Source organism: Marinobacter sp. SS13-12 (assembly GCF_030227115.1).
Lineage (GTDB): Bacteria > Pseudomonadota > Gammaproteobacteria > Pseudomonadales > Oleiphilaceae > Marinobacter.
In genome coordinates, this window is the sequence record NZ_JASSUA010000001.1 from 472,499 (window position 1) to 487,729 (window position 15,231).

Here is a 15,231-nt window from a genome sequence, read left to right on the forward strand (position 1 = left end):
GTATCAGAAACCGGTCAATCCCGTGTTGAGGGACACGGCGCCCCGCAGGGCGCACAGGCCGTTTCATCCCGCTGGCTCAGTGCCGTTTCCACATTCCCCTGGCCGGAGTTGAATGCAAAAGTCGGACTACGCAAATGATCCGCCATAATCAACGCCAGAATAATTCCCAGCATCACCAGAATGCGGGTGCGGCTGTAGGGTCGCTCCACCGTTTCCTCCCGCATCAGTTGGGCAACCGGAACCAGGGCCGCAGACGAATACCGATCAATGAGCCGACGAAGGCGCTGGCAAACCACACCCAGGCGTGCAGGCTGGCGGAGGCAATGCCGGAAAACAGCGCCCCGATGTTGCAGCCGAAGCCCAGCCGGGCGCCATAACCCAGCAGCAGGCCTCCCACCACGGCAGCCAGAAACTGGCGACCTTCCGGGCGATTACGGCTGGCCTCATTAAAGCGGTTGGCAAGGCCAGCCGCCAGCATGGCGCCAAGCAGCAAGCCGAAATTCATGACCGATGGAATATTGGTCAGCACCGAATCCTTCAGCGCCATGGCCGGATAGTCCCAGGTCCAGAACTCAAACTGGGACATGTTCACGCCCACCACCTCGAGGGCTTTGGCGCCCCAGACGTTGAACGCGAAGGTAATGCTCCAGGGCGCGCCGCCGATGGCCAGGGTGAGCGCGTTACCGGCAGCCAGAATCAGAATCGCCCAGGTAAACGGCCAGCGGCCACTGATCAGGGTTCGGAATACCCCATGCCCCTGGCTTTTCCACAGCAGTTCATCCCGCTCGACCGAACCATGGGCCTTACGCTCAATGCGGTTGACCCACCAGGCGATCAGCCCGAGACCGACAAACTGAACGAGAATGGCACCGCTGATACCGAAACTGCTGACCAGCGGCACCGGGTCAAACCCGGGCTGGTCCAGCCACCAGGGCAGGTGGATGGAACCGAGAACCGCCCCGGCAATAAAGAACACCAGCGTCACCACCATGCGGATGTTGCCGGCCCCTACGGTGAACAGCGTGCCGGAGCCGCAACCCCCACCCAGCTGCATACCGATACCAAAGAGGAAGGAGCCCACCACGAGGGACGAGCCCACTGGCGCAACCGCACCTACCAGACCAGCCTGCCCACTGTGGAGCATGGGCACCATGATCAGCGAGGTTACCCCGAACAGCAGCAACTGGGCTCGCATGCCGGCGCCGCGTTTCTTCACCACCAGATTCCGCCAGCCGGCGGTGAATCCGAAGGCGCCGTGATACAGCGCCATACCCAGCACGGTACCGACCACAAACAGCGCCACCATGAACGGGGCGGTTTCCAGCCAGATCAGTCCACCCAGCAGGGCAAGGCCCACCAGCGCGGTTGATACGATAAAACGGTCCACCTGCCAGCGGGGCTGCTGAAGCCCGGGCTGGAGAACTGCGGAATCAGCCATTACGCGTCCACTCGATGTCAGTTAAACAGGTCCAGAAGTTTGCTCAGACCTTTCTTGGCCACCTGTAGCGGGCGATCACTGTCCTGGGACCACTCGGCCATGGAACCATCGTACAGCGCCACTTCTTCAAAACCCGCCAGCTCACTCAGCACAAACCAGTCCGTGGCAGCCCAATGGCCGGTATTGCAAAACGCAATGGTACGGGTACCGGGATCCAGTTCTGCCGCATTTACCTGTGCAGTAATGCTTTCTTCATTGAGGTACCAGGCCTGATTCCGCTCGCCGAGAAAACCCACGTGGGGCAGGCTGCGTGAATCGGGAATCGTGCCTGGCGCCCTGGCAGCAGGAGACTGGTTTTCACCCCGGAAATAATCCGACGGACGTGCATCCACCAACTGGGCCTGAGTACCCCGGGCCTCTTCGACTTCCTCCAGTGAAGCAATCAGATTCTGCTGGAGAGTACCTTCAAACCCGGTAGCTGCGGGCCGGGCAGCTTCACCACTGGCAATCTCGAGCCCTTCGGCTTTCCAGCCAGCGAAACCGCCATTAAGAACGGTCACATCATCATGGCCCAACACCCGGAAGGTCCAGTACACCCGGGCGGCACTGCCAAAATCTGTCGCGCCAGTGCCCGCTGGCACAACCACCACGGTATCGTCGTTACCGATTCCGAGACCACCAATCAAACGTTCCAGACTGGCAACCGGGGGCAATAACCCGGCCACACCGTCCCGGCTTTCCCGCCAGCCATCGCCGGTGTAGCTACTGTAGATGGCACCGGGAATGTGAGCATCCTGAAAGCGGCTGCGGTCACCGCCATTATCGATGCTGGAACGGACATCCAGAATCACCAGGTTGTCCCGGTCAAGATTCGTATTAAGCCAATCAGCATCCACCAGAGGCGGTGTTTCGCCACCTTTGGCCATTGCCAGTGAACTGGCAAAGACCAGAACAATCACTAATAAACGGCTCATGGCCCATCTCCTCAGCGGGTTATTTTTGAATGATCATTATGAATCCAATAGAACGTCATGCATAGGTGCTTTTCTATGGCGTTTTTTTATATGCAAATCTCTGATTTTTCCTCTCCACACAGCAGCAAGCCTGTAACGCGGGGGGCTTAGCCGGTGTCTATACCTCGTAAGCGCGGCATGGCCGGTGACCGGAACGCCCGCATCTCCCCATGAACACGAGGTATCACGCCATGAGAAAACTGACACTGATTCTTGCTGCTATTGCACTTTCATTCTCCGCCGGTACCACACTGGCCATGAATGGCCAGGCCGACCGGGTGAACGAAGCCCGAAGCTACCCGGACAAAACCGTAGATGAAGTTGCGGTTATCAAAGTCTCGGAAAAATAATCAACGATCGCCGAAGCCGCTATCCCCCTGGTATAGCGGCTTTTATGCGCCATGATCACCGGCCGGGACTAACGGAACTCCGGGAAATTGGCTGGCGTGTTCAGGGCCCAGTCGTAATCGATGAACTCGATGTCCGATGTGTCTGCAACACGACCTGCCACCGACGAATCCGCCCACTCTTCGATATACGCTTTCCGTGACCCCGCCGCCTCTACAAAGTCTTTTTCATACCACTTGAACAGTTCGGTGACATGGAGAGTACCCTCTTCAATCCTGAGGTGGCGGTCGGTTGCAAATGCCCGCCTGGTGTTCTCCGCCAGCAGAGCTTCCAGGTTGTCGGCCGTGTAGATCACCTCCCGCAACGGCGGGCAACCCACGGAGGCACAGTTGACCGCAAAGTGCACCCGTGCGTCTTTCCAGCCTTTATCCGCGTAGTCATTACCGAGCAGGATTTCTTTCTCTATCTGGTTAAGGCTGTAGTCCTGCCCGTCAATTCTGAACTTGTCCCGATCAAACACACTGTCCACGAACGGATTCACACGTCCACCATAATCCCAGACCGAGCCGACAAGCTTGCCGTCGGGTCGTTCCGTCAGAATCTGGTCGAGCATGAAAAAATTATAGGCGTTGATCCAGAAGGCAACCGATTCGTCCCGGCCTTCAAGGCTGGCCAGGTCGAACCCGGCGAGGGCCCCACGCTGTTCCGACAGCATTCGTACCGTCTCGTCATGATCAACCGCAGCCTGGTAATCGAAAGCCGTCACCAGGCCATCACCTGGCAGTTCTTTTTCAGCCAAAAACTGTTCCAGCATCTGCTGATAGGGCCTGTAGATTTCGCGATTCACTTCAGCCTGGGCAACACCTGCAAAGAGCACCAACAGCATGCTGAAGGTTGCTGATAGTTGGACAAAGCGCATGGCAACTCCTGATTCCACGATTACTGGATGATGCCGGCACTGACCCATGAATACCGAATCTGTTACATCGCTAACGCTTTGGGCCGAGGTGCAACCAGCGGGAAAGGGTAGAATTCGGCCTGCGGGTGAGATACCAGGGCAGCAGAGTCATCACCAGCAGAATGACCGCGGCAGACGCCACTGTCACCACGGGATTCAGCTCGAATGTGGTACCAAGGCCGGCGAACACAAACGTCATGGGAAGCATCCCCAGCAGGGAAGCCACCGCAAACCGCCACCCGTGAATAGCCGTAACACCGGCGGCGTAGCTGATCAGCGCGAAGGAGAACAGCGGGATCAGACGGGTCACGAAGACCATCCAGAACAACAGCCGCTGGGAGCCGTCGGAAGCAAAGACCGGATTTGTTGACAGCTTTTTCTTCAGCGCTTCACGGCCCAGTATCCGGGCGATGGAAAACGCGATCATGGCGCCTGCCAGAGCCCCGGTCGCTGCCAGCAAGGTGCCCGCAAGCACGCCATAGGCGAGACCCGAAGCGGCGCTGACCGGCAGGGTTGGTATCGGCCCCACCACTACCGCCAGCACCATCATCAGAAACAGAAACACCGGTCCCCAGGCACCCTGCCCGTTCAGCCACGCTGACAGCGCGTCCGGTGACAGGCTGGCCGGCATTCCCAGTTGTCTCAGGACCAGCCACAGCATTGCCATAACCAGGACAACCGCGACTGCCATGCCCAGCCTGAAGGGCCAACTGGAGGACACTCTCATTGAGCTTCCGCCACTAAGGAGCTGCCGACATCACCGCAGGTCCGGGTTAAGGGTATAGGTACCGGTTACCCGCGCACTTGCCAATACATGGCCCGCCATGGCTTCACGTACGGCGGCGCCGTCGAACTCACCCTCAAGTCCCAGGCTTTCCACATCCAGGGCATGCACTTCGTAGTGGTAGTGGTGAATGATTTCATCGTTCCAGGGAGGGCATGGACCGTCATAACCACCGTAGGTGCCCGCCATGTCCGGATTGCCGGCCAGGAACTGGGTGAAATTGTTCACACCGCGACGCCCCAACGGGCCTGAGCCGGGCTCCTTACCCTTGGGAATAACGCCATCGCTGTCCTCGCCCTCGGGAATGCAGGAAACCGACGCCGGCACATCCACCAGCAACCAATGGAAGAAATCGACCCGGGGAATGTCCTTCGATACCGTCTTGCCTTCCTGATTGACGTCATCCGCAACACTGGGGACGTCCGGATCAAACATCATCACCACAAAGCTTTTGGCGCCTTCCGGCACATCTTCCCAGGTCACTTCCGGATTACGGTTGGGGCCGAAACTCATGTGGTCCTGTTCACTGTAAACGCCGAATGCAAACTTCTCCGGCACCGGCTGTCCTTCCTCAATACCTCGAACCTTGATTTTCACTGTTCTGTTCTCCTGTACCTTTGATGGTTTTTCTTGCCTGATATAACGGTTTTAACAGTGGTATCGTGGGTCTGTCCAGATCCTTACCAAAACCAGAGGAATATCATGAGCGACGATCAGTCAGGCAGCCCCCAGAGCCCCGACAATCAACAGGACGAAGACGCCATTGCCTTTGCCCAAGGGCTTTTTGAACTGGCCCGGAATGGCGGCGCGGGCCCACTCAGCGTTATGCTCAACGCTGGCGTACCGGTGGACATACGCACCAACACCGGCGACAGCCTGCTGATGCTGGCCTGCGCCAACGGTCACGCCGACACCGCCGGTTTGCTGCTGGACGCAGGCGCAAACCCCGACCTGCGTAATGATCAGCTGCAAACGCCGCTTATAGCCGCCGTCCTGGCCGGTCATGCAGCTTTGGTCGACCGCCTGCTTGAGGCGGGGGCGGATACATCGTTAACGGATGCGGATGGGCATTCCGCTCTGGATCTGGCCAGATCCATGGGGGCAGAAGACGCCATCAGAGCGCTATCGTAGCCTTGTTCACTTATCGGAAAAATCGTCGCAAGGTCACCTCAACGGTGACCGTCAGGGCTTCAAGTGCCTCGGCACGTGCACGGCCCTCTGCCGAGGCCCGGTACAGATGCGGCGTCATTGCCAGTAAGTCGGCAATGGCATCCTGGCTGTCCAGGGTCAGTGGGTAGCAGACAGTTTCCATGCCCAGTGGCGAGAAGCCCTCGGGTGCCTGCTCCGCAGTCGACTTCTCGGGCTTCAGTGAGGGATAGATAATCTCCCGCAGTTCCCGCAGATGATTTGGGCCTGCATCTGCCTGGATCAATACGCCACCGGGTTTCAGCACGCGGGCGAACTCGGAATAGACAGGAAAACCGAACAGACAGAGAACCCGGTCCAGAGTCCCGGGTAACACCGGGAGATTGGCGTTGCTGCCCACTACCCAGCGGGGGCGTTTGTCCTGTTTCGCAGCCGCCAGGGTTGCCCACTTGGAGATATCCAGCCCCATCAGCGAGAGAGGAAGGTCCGTGGTTGCCAGTGCCAGTTCCCGCAGGTAATAGCCTTCGCCACAACCCGCGTCCATGCAGGTCAGCGGGTTGGTATCGCCAACGGTATCTTTCAACACGGCGGTCGTCACGGCCTCGGCGATGGGCCGGTAATAACCGGTATTGAGGAAGCGCTGGCGGGCGGCCACCATGGCCTTGCTGTCGCCGGGGTCCAGCGAACGCTTCCTCTGTACCGGCAACAGATGAATATAGCCCTGGCGGGCAACGTCAAAACTGTGGCCCGCCGGGCAATGCCAGCAGGCTCCGGCCTGGGTCAGGGGATCACCATCGAGTGGGCAGGCAAGTGCATTGAACGCGTCTATGCTCATGGGCAGGCGGGCTCCGGCATTGTCATCCGGCTTGAGAACCCGTGGGCAAATGCCCAGAATAGCGGCGCAGCGATCAGACGAGGACAGCCACCTTGAAGGGCGAAATTATCCATTACACACGGGACGCACTCGGTGGCATTCTGGTGATCGACTATCGCAAACATAGGGTGATGACCTTTGATTCGGTATTCGAACAGAGCAAGATAGATCGCCACAGGCCCCACCTTCCCGTTCACGAATACAGCCGTGCAATGCTGTTGCCCGTGGCATTTTCGCAACCAGCCCATGTGACCGTTCTGGGTCTGGGCGGCGGGGTGATGGCCAATGCGCTGCTGCATCTGCTGCCCGACTGCCAGGTCCGTGCCGTGGAGTTGCGGCCCAGCGTACTGCAAGTGGCCCGGGAGTATTTCAGCCTGCCGCACTCCGCCAACCTGACTGTCACCCTAGGTGATGCACGGGACGCCATCGGTCAGGCGCCGGACAGCAGCACCGACCTGATCCTGGCAGACCTGTACAACTCGGACCGCATGAGCCCCACGCAAGCCCAGCGGGAGTTTATCAGACAATGCAGCCGGGTTCTCAGCGGCAGCGGCTGGCTCTCCATCAACTATCACCGCACACCGGACCTCAACAGCCCACTGTTCCGCCAGCTCCGCGGGGAATTTGCAGTGCTGTTGCTGTTCAAGAGCAAAACCAACAATACCGTCCTGTTTGCCAGCAAGCAGCCTTTCGAAGCATTGCATACCAAAGACCCGGCGCTGGTGAGCCTGGAAAAACGTCTGCCCATTGACTGGCGCCGGCTGATGGCTCGGGTAATCCGGCTCACCTGAGCCGGCCGGACCATCCACCTCACTCCCCCATTTCTCCTCACAAAGTAGCACGCCCACGGCTCTCAGGTAGCATTGTGCGGGGTTGGCAAACCTCTAGCATTGGCATAACCAACAAAAAGAAATCTCTGGAGAATTGCCATGCTGGGGCGGCTGTTGCTGCTTTTGGTTACTGTCAGTTTTTTGCAAGCGGCTCATGGCGCGCTGGACGATGAAAAGCGGGCAATGATCCAGGCGCTGTTTCCCAAAGCCACGGAAATCCGTGACACGTTGCCGGATTATCCCGTTTACCCCGTGTACCAGCTGCAGGAACTGCTGGGGTACGCCTACGAGTCCCTGGATCTGAGTCGGCTTCAGGGCTTCGCCGGGAAGCCCATCAGCATGCTGATCGGGCTGGACACCCGCGGCCGCTTTACCGGTGTCCGTATCCTCAACCACCACGAGCCAGTGTTCCTCCATGGGTTGGGTGAAGAGCCCCTGTTCGAGTTCATCAGCCAGTACAAGGACCGCTCGCTGACGGAGCAGATTATTGTCAGTACCTCCGGCAATCGCACCGGCAAGGATTCCGACGGTAATGTGGTGCGCTTCGACGGGGTGAGCAAAGCCACCGTCTCGGTGCTGATCATCAACGACACCATTCTCTCCTCTGCCCTCAAGGTAGCCCGGGAAAAACTGGAAGGCTTCTCCCAGGAGGCACCGACCAGGGCCAGGCCAGACTTCTACGAGCCTCTGTCCTGGCCGGAACTGCTCGACCGTGGCTACATCGGCCACTTCCGTCTTGGCCCTGATGGTTTCCAACAAAAAACCGGACACACGCTTTCCGATTACCCGGAAATGCCGGAACCGGAGCCTGGAGAGCCCTTCACGGAACTGTTCTTTGGCTACATCAACGCCCCCATGGTGGGCCGCAACCTGCTGGGTGATGACGGATTTGCCAGGCTAAAGGAACGCATCGGGCCGGATTCCCAGATCCTGGCGGTCCTGTCACGCGGCCTTTATCCTCACCTGTCCGACGACTTCACGCCGGGCAGCTCACCAGGAAGGCTTGGCTTACAGCAGAACAACCTGGCGGTTGAGATTCGAGACATCAATGTGTTTGACCAGAACATCCACCTCCGTGCTGATGGCATGCCGGATGTGGCAATGGCCTCCCTGTTTCGGGTGGGTGGTAACGCAGGTTTCAATCCCGGCGCCGACGCTACTCTGAAAATGAGCGTTACCCTGCGCAAGAACCATCTGGTGGCCGATAGTACTGAGCTCGACATTCCGGTGACCTTTGCCAGCGAGCTGTTCGAAACCGTCGAGGTTGCGCCGCGACCGGAGGACAATCGCCCACCCGTGTGGATCGGGCTCTGGAAAGAACGCTGGCTGACAATTTCGATACTGGTGGCGAGCCTCACCATACTTACCGTGTTTTTTGCCCGCCAGCGCACTCTGAGCCGGCACCCCAGGCTGGTGCACCGTTTCCGCTGGGGCTTCCTGCTCTTCACCCTTTTCTTTATCGGCTTTTATGCCCAGGGTCAGCTTTCGGTGGTGAATATCTACACCCTGTTCCTGTCCATCTGGGACGGCTTTTCCCTGAATGTTTTCCTGATGGATCCGGTGTTGTTCATTCTCTGGACCTACACCTTCATCAGTCTGTTTATCTGGGGCCGGGGGCTTTTCTGTGGCTGGCTGTGCCCGTTTGGTGCGCTGCAGGAGATGTCTGCCTGGCTGGGCGAAAAGCTGAAATTCCGGCAGGTGAAAGTACCGGAGAACTGGCATCGTCGGTTAATTCTGCTGAAGTACCCGATTCTGCTGGTACTGATTGGCACCGCCTTCTATTCGCTGGAGCTGGCGGAAAAGCTGGTGGAAGTGGAGCCGTTCAAAACCGGCATCACGCTGTATTTCGTGCGCTACTGGCCCTTCGTGGTGTACGCACTCGGCCTGCTGGTGATCGGCATGTTCATTCACAAGTTCTACTGTCGTTACCTGTGCCCGCTGGGGGCTGGCCTGGCAGTCCTCGGCAGGCTGCGCCTGTTCAGCTGGCTGGACCGGGTCGAGCTTTGTGGCAAGCCCTGCCAGCACTGCAAGAACAGTTGCGGCATCAATGCCATCCACAAGGACGGACGCATTGACTATGACGAATGCATCCAGTGTCTCGAGTGCGTGGTGATTCTGAAAGACGAGGACCAGTGCGTGGACAAAGTGCTACAGAAAAAACGACAGCGGCAGGCCCATATACTGGCTACGGATGCGGGCTGAGCCGCACCCGTGAGGCCGGGAATGAACAGTCCCGTTACTTTTTCTTTTCCCAGGCAAACTTCTTGAACGGCTCATCAACCGGGGTTTCGGCAATGTGGTTGATGTAGTTGCTCATGGTCTTCTGGGACAACACCAGAATAACCTCCAGTACCTGGCGGTGTTTGTAGCCGGCACTGTAGAAGGCATCCAGGTCTTCCTTGCTGACATTGCCATTTTTGTTCATCACCGCAAGGGTGAAGGTTCTCAGGGCTTCAAGCTTGTCGCTGGGCAGGGGTTTTTCATCCCGCAACGGGTTGATGATGTCGTCTGACACTTCCATCATCTTGGCAATACCAGTATGCGCGGGCACACAGTAGTGACAGGCATTCTCGACATTGATGGTCTGCCAGACCACGGTCTTTTCGTCGTTGTCGAAACTGCTGTCCAGTACCAGCTGATGCAGTTTCTGATATGCTTCCAGAACGCCTGGGGCTTCTGCCATCACTGCGTGCAGCCCGGGGATCATGCCGAACCCCTTCAGGGACTTTTCAAGCAATGGCCTGGATTTTTCCGGTGCGGACTCCACATCGTGAACAGGGAAATCTGACATAACGTTCTCCTCGGATATCGATTCTTGAGTGATTGCTCACTTACACTTCCACCGTAACTGTTATTGAGTGATCACTCAAGTTATGATTGAGAATGATTTCAACCACCAGATGTTGGTAGGCACAATGGCCAGAAATGCTCGCTATGATCGACAAGTCGCCCTGGAAAAAGCCATGAACCTGTTTTGGGAGCGCGGCTACAGCGGCGCTTCCATGAAGCAGATCGAACAGGCGCTGGACATGCGCCCGGGCAGTATCTACGCCACGTTTGGAAACAAGGACGGTCTGTTTGGTGAAGCCCTGGCTGCTTACGCCCGGCAAGGAGGCGCTGAGCTCCGTGAGCACCTGGCCGGGTATTCGTCGGTGCTGGACGGGCTTCAGGGGTACCTTCGTCATATTGCCCGTCAGTCGAGCCCGGAGGAAGTATCACCTTCCCGGGCATGCATGGTTGTGAAAACCCTGCTGGAAGCGAGCAATACCAACACAGCCATCGCGGACCAGGCAAATGCGATTCTGGGTGCCATCGAACAGTCGCTGACGGAGCTTCTTGAGCAGGCAAAAATCCAGGGCGAACTGAAGCCGGATACCGATTGTGCCCGGCTGGCACGGTTTCTCCAGGCGCAGCTTATCGGTCTGCGCTCATTTGCTCAGCGGGAGATCAGCCCTGACAGGGTCACCGAGCTTGCGGACGATATGGCCGCTACTCTGGACAACTTTCGCGCCCGCCACTGAGTCTTTTTTCACTTCAGGAACCCCATGTTATGGAAAACCTGCACCATATCGTTGTCGTAGGCGGTGGCGCGGGCGGCCTTGAACTGGTCACCCGCCTTGGCAACAAACTCGGAAAAAAGCGCAAGGCCCGTATTACCCTGGTGGACGCCGGCCTGACCCATGTCTGGAAACCCTTGCTCCATGAGGTGGCCTCTGGCTCCCTGGACGCCAGCGCCAACGAAATCAATTACCGGGCCCATGCCCGCAAGCACCACTACGAATTCCAGCTGGGCCGGATGAACGGGCTTGATCGTGATGCAAAAGCAGTCGTCATTGCGGCCTTCCACGACGAAGAAGGCAAGGAGGTGGTTCCGGAACGCCACATTGGCTATGACACACTGGTGATTGCGGTGGGGAGTAACGCCAATGATTTTGGAACCCCTGGTGCCCAGGAGCACTGCCTGTTTCTGGACAGCCTGAACCAGGCCCGACGCTTTCACAACCTGATGCTCAACGCCTTTCTGCGCAAGAACCATGAAGCCTATTCCGGCAACGGCCATGAGCTGCCGATTACCATCATCGGTGCCGGCGCCACCGGTGTCGAGCTGGCTGCAGAGTTACGCCTGGCTTCCCGGGAACTGCCGGTTTACGGCATGAACCACCTGCGACCAGAGGACGTCTCCATCACTGTTATTGAAGCTGCGGAGCGAATTCTGCCGGCACTTCCGGCGCGGTTGTCAGCCGCAGCAACTCGCGAGCTTGAGCACCAGAACGTCAGGGTGATGACAGGCCAGCCTGTCAGCGAAATCCGCGACGTCGCGCTGGTCATGAAAGACGGCACCGAGCTTGCCTCCGAGATGACCATATGGGCGGCGGGCATCAAGGCCCCGGCTTTCCTGTCAGCGCTTGAGGGGATCGAGACCAATCGCGGCAACCAGATAAAGGTCAAACAAACCCTCGAATCCACCACCGATCCGGATATTTTCGCCTTTGGTGACTGTGCCGAATGCCCCCAGCCGGATTCGGATCGCCCGGTGCCACCCCGCGCACAGGCGGCTCACCAACAGGCGGATGTGCTGTTCCAGACGCTGCGCAATCGCCTGGAAGGAGAGCAAGCCGTGCCCTTCGTCTATAATGACCACGGCTCGCTGATCAACTTCAGCCGCTACACCACCGTGGGCAACCTGATGGGTAACCTGTCCGGCCGCAGCATGTATATCGAAGGCAAGGTGGCGCGCCTGTTCTATGTTTCCCTGTACCGTATGCATCAGGTGGCCCTGCACGGTTTTCTGCGCACCGGAATGATATGGCTACTGGACAGAATCTCGCGCGCCATGCACCCGCGCCTGAAACTGCACTGACGAAAACGTTAACCTGTTACTATCGAACTGTATTCCCAACCCGGAGCCGGAATGGACCCGATTCTCACCCTGATCGGTGCATTGATGCTGGTGATCAGCATCATGCTCAGCCCGCTGTCCAGCAGGCTGGGCATGCCGGTACTGCTGATTTTTCTCGTTGTCGGCATGATGATGGGGGAGGACGGCCCGGGCGGCCTTCTGTTTGATGATTTCGAACTGGCATTCCTGATCGCCAACCTCGCCCTGGGTGTCATTCTGCTGGATGGCGGCATGCGTACCCGGGCGGAAACCTTCCGGGTGGGATTACGCCCGGCACTGATCCTGGCGAGCTTTGGCGTATTCCTGACCGCCGCCGGAGCGGGTCTGGTGGCCTGGTGGGTATTTGACCTGCACTGGCTCACGGCGCTGCTGATCGGTGCCATTATATCTTCCACAGACGCGGCAGCGGTTTTTTCCCTGCTACAGGGCCGCGGTCTTCACCTGAATGAACGGGTCAGCGCCACCCTGGAAATCGAGTCTGGCAGCAACGACCCGATGGCCATTTTTCTCACCCTGATGCTGGTCACCATGATCGAAGCCGGCGGCGCCTCCGAAGGCTGGATGGCCCTGGTGATGCTGGTAAAACAGTTCGGCATCGGCAGTGCCGTCGGTGTGGCCGGTGGCTTCATTGTGGTGGAAATGGCCAACCGCATCAGGCTCACGCCGTCACTGTACCCACTGCTGGTAGTAGCCGCTGGCATCATGGTGTTTTCCGGCACCAACGCCCTGGGCGGCAGTGGCTTCCTTGCAATCTACCTGACCGGCGTAATCATTGGTAACCGACCGGTACGCATGATGCCAATGATACTCCAGGTTCACGACGGCCTCGCCTGGCTGGCTCAGCTGTGTCTGTTCCTGATGCTCGGTTTGCTGGTAACGCCGTCTGAGCTTCTACCGCTGGCGGGTGGCGGGCTCATTCTCGCGTTTTCACTGATCTTCCTGATACGGCCAATCACAATAATGGCCACACTCTGGCCCTTCGGCTTTAACCGTCGGGAGCTCGGCTTTATCAGCTGGGTAGGTTTAAGGGGTGCCGTACCCATTGTACTGGCGCTGTTCCCGATCATCGCAGACATCCCCCAGGCCCAGCTGATTTTCCATGTGGCGTTTTTCATCGTGCTGGTATCACTGGTGGTTCAGGGCACCACCATGGCGCCACTGGCCAGAAAACTGCGGCTTGAGGTTCCGACGGGCGAAGCCCCGTATCGCCGCCTGCCCCTGGATGTGCCGGCTGCCGGTGACCACGAACTGATGCTTTTCCCGCTGAAAGGAGACGTCTGGGATACGCCCAAGCCCCTGGGCCAGTTACGCCTTCCGGACAATACCGCGATTGCCGGCGTTTTCCGCAAACGCACCTGCCATCAACCCACTCCGGACATGGAAGTGTCCACCGGTGACGTACTGGCCATGTTTGCCACCCCGGCCGTGTTACCGGAGCTGGGTAAAGCCCTCAGCGGTCGGCATACGCCGCGTTATCTTGCAGAGCGGGCATTCTTTGGCGATTTCGTGCTCAACGGCGATGCCCTGCTGGGTGATGTAGAGCAGGTCTATGGTATCGAGTTCGACGAACTGCCACCGGAGCTGTCGCTTGCCGAGTGCTTTGCCCGCCGCACCAAGGGGCACCCGGTCGTGGGTGACAAGGTAAAACTGGGGCCGGTTACGCTGGTGGCCAGGGCGACAGAGGCGGACAGGGTGACGAAGGTTGGCCTGAAAATGGATAATGAATAAAATTCTTTAACAAAATCACGTCAAAACATTGGTTCGATTAACAAAATTCCTGTGCTATAACGTGTTATAAAGTGTACAAACATTAATGATTGATTTGAGCATGCCTTTGAAGACGTTATTGCTGACCATCGCCACGCTGATCAGGAAGCTGACAGCCGTAAACATGACGGCCCTGGCCTGCCTGCTCGCCCTTGCCGGCAATCCGGCGACAGCGTCAGAATTGCCGATGGGAGCCATGGCGGAAGCACCGGAAGTCAGTGAGGTGCTGGTTCGTAAAGAGGAGCGCCGTCTCTACCTGCTTTCCGGCGAGCAGGTCGTGCGCAGCTATCGCATCGGCCTTGGTGATAATCCATCCGGTCACAAGCTCTTCGAAGGTGACAAACGCACACCTGAAGGCGAATATGTGCTGGACTGGCGCAATCCCAACAGCGACTTCTACAAGTCCATCCACATTTCCTATCCGAACAAGCAGGATCGCGAAATGGCTTCATCCTGGGGACTCGACCCCGGAGGCAGCATCATGATTCATGGCCTGCCCAACGAAGCCGGCGATATGGCATTTGCGTTCCTGGGCCTGGACTGGACCGATGGCTGCATCGCCGTCAGTAATGAAGAGATGGACGAAATCTGGCAGCTGGTCGCCGACGGAACCCCCATCAGAATCGTTCCCTGATGCCTTTGATCCACCACCCTGTCTGTACCGTAGACTCTTACTGCAAAATTAAGTTGTTGTCATAACCTAGGAACTTTTACGTATCCTTAGTTAACATTTCTGTCTATAGTGTTTTACACTGTTTGACGACGCCGTTAGCAATTATTGCTATCGGCCCCGATTTGACAGAATGTCTGCACCAATGACTTCTGGAACGCAGGAAATAAAACGACCAATAAGGGGATTTAGAATGCGTAAACTTACGATCGCAGGGTTTGCACTGGCCACCGCACTGACCGCAGGTTGTGCGACTTCTGACCAGGGCGCTATCGATGAAGCAAATGCAAACGCTTCTTCTGCCGAGCAAACTGCTGAAAATGCACTGAACACCGCTAACAGCGCTTCCAGTGCAGCACGCTCCGCTCAGCGCACAGCTGATGAAGCTCTGGCCGCTGCCAAAGCTGCACAGAAAGCTGCTGACGAAGCCAACGAGCGCGCCAAGCGCATGCTCGAGCGTGCCAGCCAGAAGTAAGGCTGTTGCGTAATGAGAAGGCCGGGAA

General features: G+C 57.9%; 17 protein-coding genes. 9 read left to right on the forward strand and 8 right to left on the reverse strand.

The features are described from left to right. Positions 1-14 precede the first annotated feature (14 nt). The 3 genes from QPL94_RS02185 to QPL94_RS02195 are packed head-to-tail and all read right to left on the reverse strand — an operon-like array spanning position 15 to position 2,412. On the reverse strand, positions 15-224 hold the full coding sequence (locus tag QPL94_RS02185; protein ID WP_285355210.1) for a hypothetical protein: 210 nt from the start codon (positions 222-224) through the stop codon (positions 15-17). Next, positions 224-1,438 (reverse strand): YeeE/YedE family protein, encoded by a 1,215-nt coding sequence (locus QPL94_RS02190; RefSeq protein WP_285355211.1) that lies wholly within the window; start codon positions 1,436-1,438, stop codon positions 224-226. Before QPL94_RS02190 ends, QPL94_RS02185 begins: the two co-directional genes overlap by 1 nt. A 17-nt stretch (positions 1,439-1,455) precedes the next feature. Beyond that, positions 1,456-2,412 carry a sulfurtransferase gene (locus tag QPL94_RS02195; RefSeq protein ID WP_285355212.1) on the reverse strand — a complete coding sequence of 319 codons (957 nt, stop codon included), beginning with the start codon at positions 2,410-2,412 and terminating at the stop codon, positions 1,456-1,458. 230 nt (positions 2,413-2,642) lie between these two features. Between QPL94_RS02195 and QPL94_RS02200 the strand changes: the two genes are divergently transcribed. Next, entirely contained in the window at positions 2,643-2,801 is a 159-nt protein-coding gene (locus tag QPL94_RS02200; protein ID WP_285355213.1) for a hypothetical protein, read from the forward strand. 68 nt (positions 2,802-2,869) lie between these two features. Here the strand turns inward: QPL94_RS02200 and QPL94_RS02205 are convergent, their stop codons facing one another. The 3 genes from QPL94_RS02205 to QPL94_RS02215 form a co-directional block, all read right to left on the reverse strand. Then, positions 2,870-3,718 carry a DUF547 domain-containing protein gene (locus QPL94_RS02205; RefSeq protein WP_285355214.1) on the reverse strand — a complete coding sequence of 283 codons (849 nt, stop codon included), beginning with the start codon at positions 3,716-3,718 and terminating at the stop codon, positions 2,870-2,872. A gap of 70 nt (positions 3,719-3,788) precedes the next feature. Continuing rightward, positions 3,789-4,484: a TVP38/TMEM64 family protein gene (locus QPL94_RS02210; protein ID WP_285355215.1), complete on the reverse strand. Its 696-nt coding sequence runs from the start codon at positions 4,482-4,484 to the stop codon at positions 3,789-3,791. Between the two features lie 30 nt (positions 4,485-4,514). Beyond that, complete coding sequence (locus QPL94_RS02215; RefSeq protein ID WP_285355216.1) at positions 4,515-5,138, reverse strand: YbhB/YbcL family Raf kinase inhibitor-like protein; 624 nt, start codon at positions 5,136-5,138, stop codon at positions 4,515-4,517. A gap of 105 nt (positions 5,139-5,243) precedes the next feature. Here QPL94_RS02215 and QPL94_RS02220 point away from each other — a divergent pair, with 105 nt between their 5' ends. Then, positions 5,244-5,672: an ankyrin repeat domain-containing protein gene (locus QPL94_RS02220; protein ID WP_285355217.1), complete on the forward strand. Its 429-nt coding sequence runs from the start codon at positions 5,244-5,246 to the stop codon at positions 5,670-5,672. 10 nt (positions 5,673-5,682) lie between these two features. On the opposite strand, the gene QPL94_RS02225 is transcribed toward QPL94_RS02220, so the two are convergent. Continuing rightward, positions 5,683-6,522, reverse strand: coding sequence for a putative RNA methyltransferase (locus QPL94_RS02225; protein ID WP_285355218.1), 840 nt, complete (start codon positions 6,520-6,522; stop codon positions 5,683-5,685). 92 nt (positions 6,523-6,614) lie between these two features. Here QPL94_RS02225 and QPL94_RS02230 point away from each other — a divergent pair, with 92 nt between their 5' ends. Next, on the forward strand, positions 6,615-7,352 hold the full coding sequence (locus QPL94_RS02230; protein ID WP_285355219.1) for a spermidine synthase: 738 nt from the start codon (positions 6,615-6,617) through the stop codon (positions 7,350-7,352). 138 nt (positions 7,353-7,490) lie between these two features. Continuing rightward, positions 7,491-9,593, forward strand: coding sequence for a NosR/NirI family protein (locus QPL94_RS02235; RefSeq protein ID WP_285355220.1), 2,103 nt, complete (start codon positions 7,491-7,493; stop codon positions 9,591-9,593). 34 nt (positions 9,594-9,627) lie between these two features. Here QPL94_RS02235 and QPL94_RS02240 read toward each other — a convergent pair whose 3' ends face one another. Further along, complete coding sequence (locus QPL94_RS02240) at positions 9,628-10,182, reverse strand: carboxymuconolactone decarboxylase family protein (protein WP_285355221.1); 555 nt, start codon at positions 10,180-10,182, stop codon at positions 9,628-9,630. Positions 10,183-10,306: 124 nt separating this feature from the next. Between QPL94_RS02240 and QPL94_RS02245 the strand changes: the two genes are divergently transcribed. The 5 genes from QPL94_RS02245 to QPL94_RS02265 all read left to right on the forward strand — a co-directional run bounded on the left by QPL94_RS02245 (position 10,307) and on the right by QPL94_RS02265 (position 15,203). Then, positions 10,307-10,912: a TetR/AcrR family transcriptional regulator gene (locus QPL94_RS02245; protein WP_285355223.1), complete on the forward strand. Its 606-nt coding sequence runs from the start codon at positions 10,307-10,309 to the stop codon at positions 10,910-10,912. A gap of 29 nt (positions 10,913-10,941) precedes the next feature. After that, complete coding sequence (locus QPL94_RS02250) at positions 10,942-12,252, forward strand: NAD(P)/FAD-dependent oxidoreductase (protein ID WP_285355224.1); 1,311 nt, start codon at positions 10,942-10,944, stop codon at positions 12,250-12,252. 51 nt (positions 12,253-12,303) lie between these two features. After that, positions 12,304-14,019 (forward strand): potassium/proton antiporter, encoded by a 1,716-nt coding sequence (locus QPL94_RS02255; RefSeq protein WP_285355225.1) that lies wholly within the window; start codon positions 12,304-12,306, stop codon positions 14,017-14,019. A 163-nt stretch (positions 14,020-14,182) separates the two neighbouring features. Further along, a complete protein-coding gene (locus QPL94_RS02260; RefSeq protein ID WP_502881531.1) occupies positions 14,183-14,692 on the forward strand; it encodes a L,D-transpeptidase family protein in 510 nt (169 codons plus the stop codon). 229 nt (positions 14,693-14,921) lie between these two features. After that, the gene (locus tag QPL94_RS02265) at positions 14,922-15,203 is read left to right on the forward strand and encodes an Lpp/OprI family alanine-zipper lipoprotein (protein ID WP_285355227.1); all 282 of its coding nucleotides are present in this window, start codon (positions 14,922-14,924) and stop codon (positions 15,201-15,203) included. The last annotated feature ends 28 nt before the right edge of the window (positions 15,204-15,231 follow it).

Coding starts and splice junctions, on each gene's coding strand:
- QPL94_RS02265 (WP_285355227.1), top strand. CDS start 14,922: ATGCGTAAACTTACGATCGCAGGGTTTGCACTGGCCACCGCACTGACC.
- QPL94_RS02245 (WP_285355223.1), top strand. CDS start 10,307: ATGGCCAGAAATGCTCGCTATGATCGACAAGTCGCCCTGGAAAAAGCC.
- QPL94_RS02235 (WP_285355220.1), top strand. CDS start 7,491: ATGCTGGGGCGGCTGTTGCTGCTTTTGGTTACTGTCAGTTTTTTGCAA.
- QPL94_RS02185 (WP_285355210.1), bottom strand. CDS start 224: ATGCGGGAGGAAACGGTGGAGCGACCCTACAGCCGCACCCGCATTCTG.
- QPL94_RS02220 (WP_285355217.1), top strand. CDS start 5,244: ATGAGCGACGATCAGTCAGGCAGCCCCCAGAGCCCCGACAATCAACAG.
- QPL94_RS02200 (WP_285355213.1), top strand. CDS start 2,643: ATGAGAAAACTGACACTGATTCTTGCTGCTATTGCACTTTCATTCTCC.
- QPL94_RS02195 (WP_285355212.1), bottom strand. CDS start 2,412: ATGAGCCGTTTATTAGTGATTGTTCTGGTCTTTGCCAGTTCACTGGCA.
- QPL94_RS02205 (WP_285355214.1), bottom strand. CDS start 3,718: ATGCGCTTTGTCCAACTATCAGCAACCTTCAGCATGCTGTTGGTGCTC.
- QPL94_RS02250 (WP_285355224.1), top strand. CDS start 10,942: ATGGAAAACCTGCACCATATCGTTGTCGTAGGCGGTGGCGCGGGCGGC.
- QPL94_RS02255 (WP_285355225.1), top strand. CDS start 12,304: ATGGACCCGATTCTCACCCTGATCGGTGCATTGATGCTGGTGATCAGC.
- QPL94_RS02225 (WP_285355218.1), bottom strand. CDS start 6,522: ATGAGCATAGACGCGTTCAATGCACTTGCCTGCCCACTCGATGGTGAT.
- QPL94_RS02210 (WP_285355215.1), bottom strand. CDS start 4,484: ATGAGAGTGTCCTCCAGTTGGCCCTTCAGGCTGGGCATGGCAGTCGCG.
- QPL94_RS02260 (WP_502881531.1), top strand. CDS start 14,183: ATGACGGCCCTGGCCTGCCTGCTCGCCCTTGCCGGCAATCCGGCGACA.
- QPL94_RS02190 (WP_285355211.1), bottom strand. CDS start 1,438: ATGGCTGATTCCGCAGTTCTCCAGCCCGGGCTTCAGCAGCCCCGCTGG.
- QPL94_RS02240 (WP_285355221.1), bottom strand. CDS start 10,182: ATGTCAGATTTCCCTGTTCACGATGTGGAGTCCGCACCGGAAAAATCC.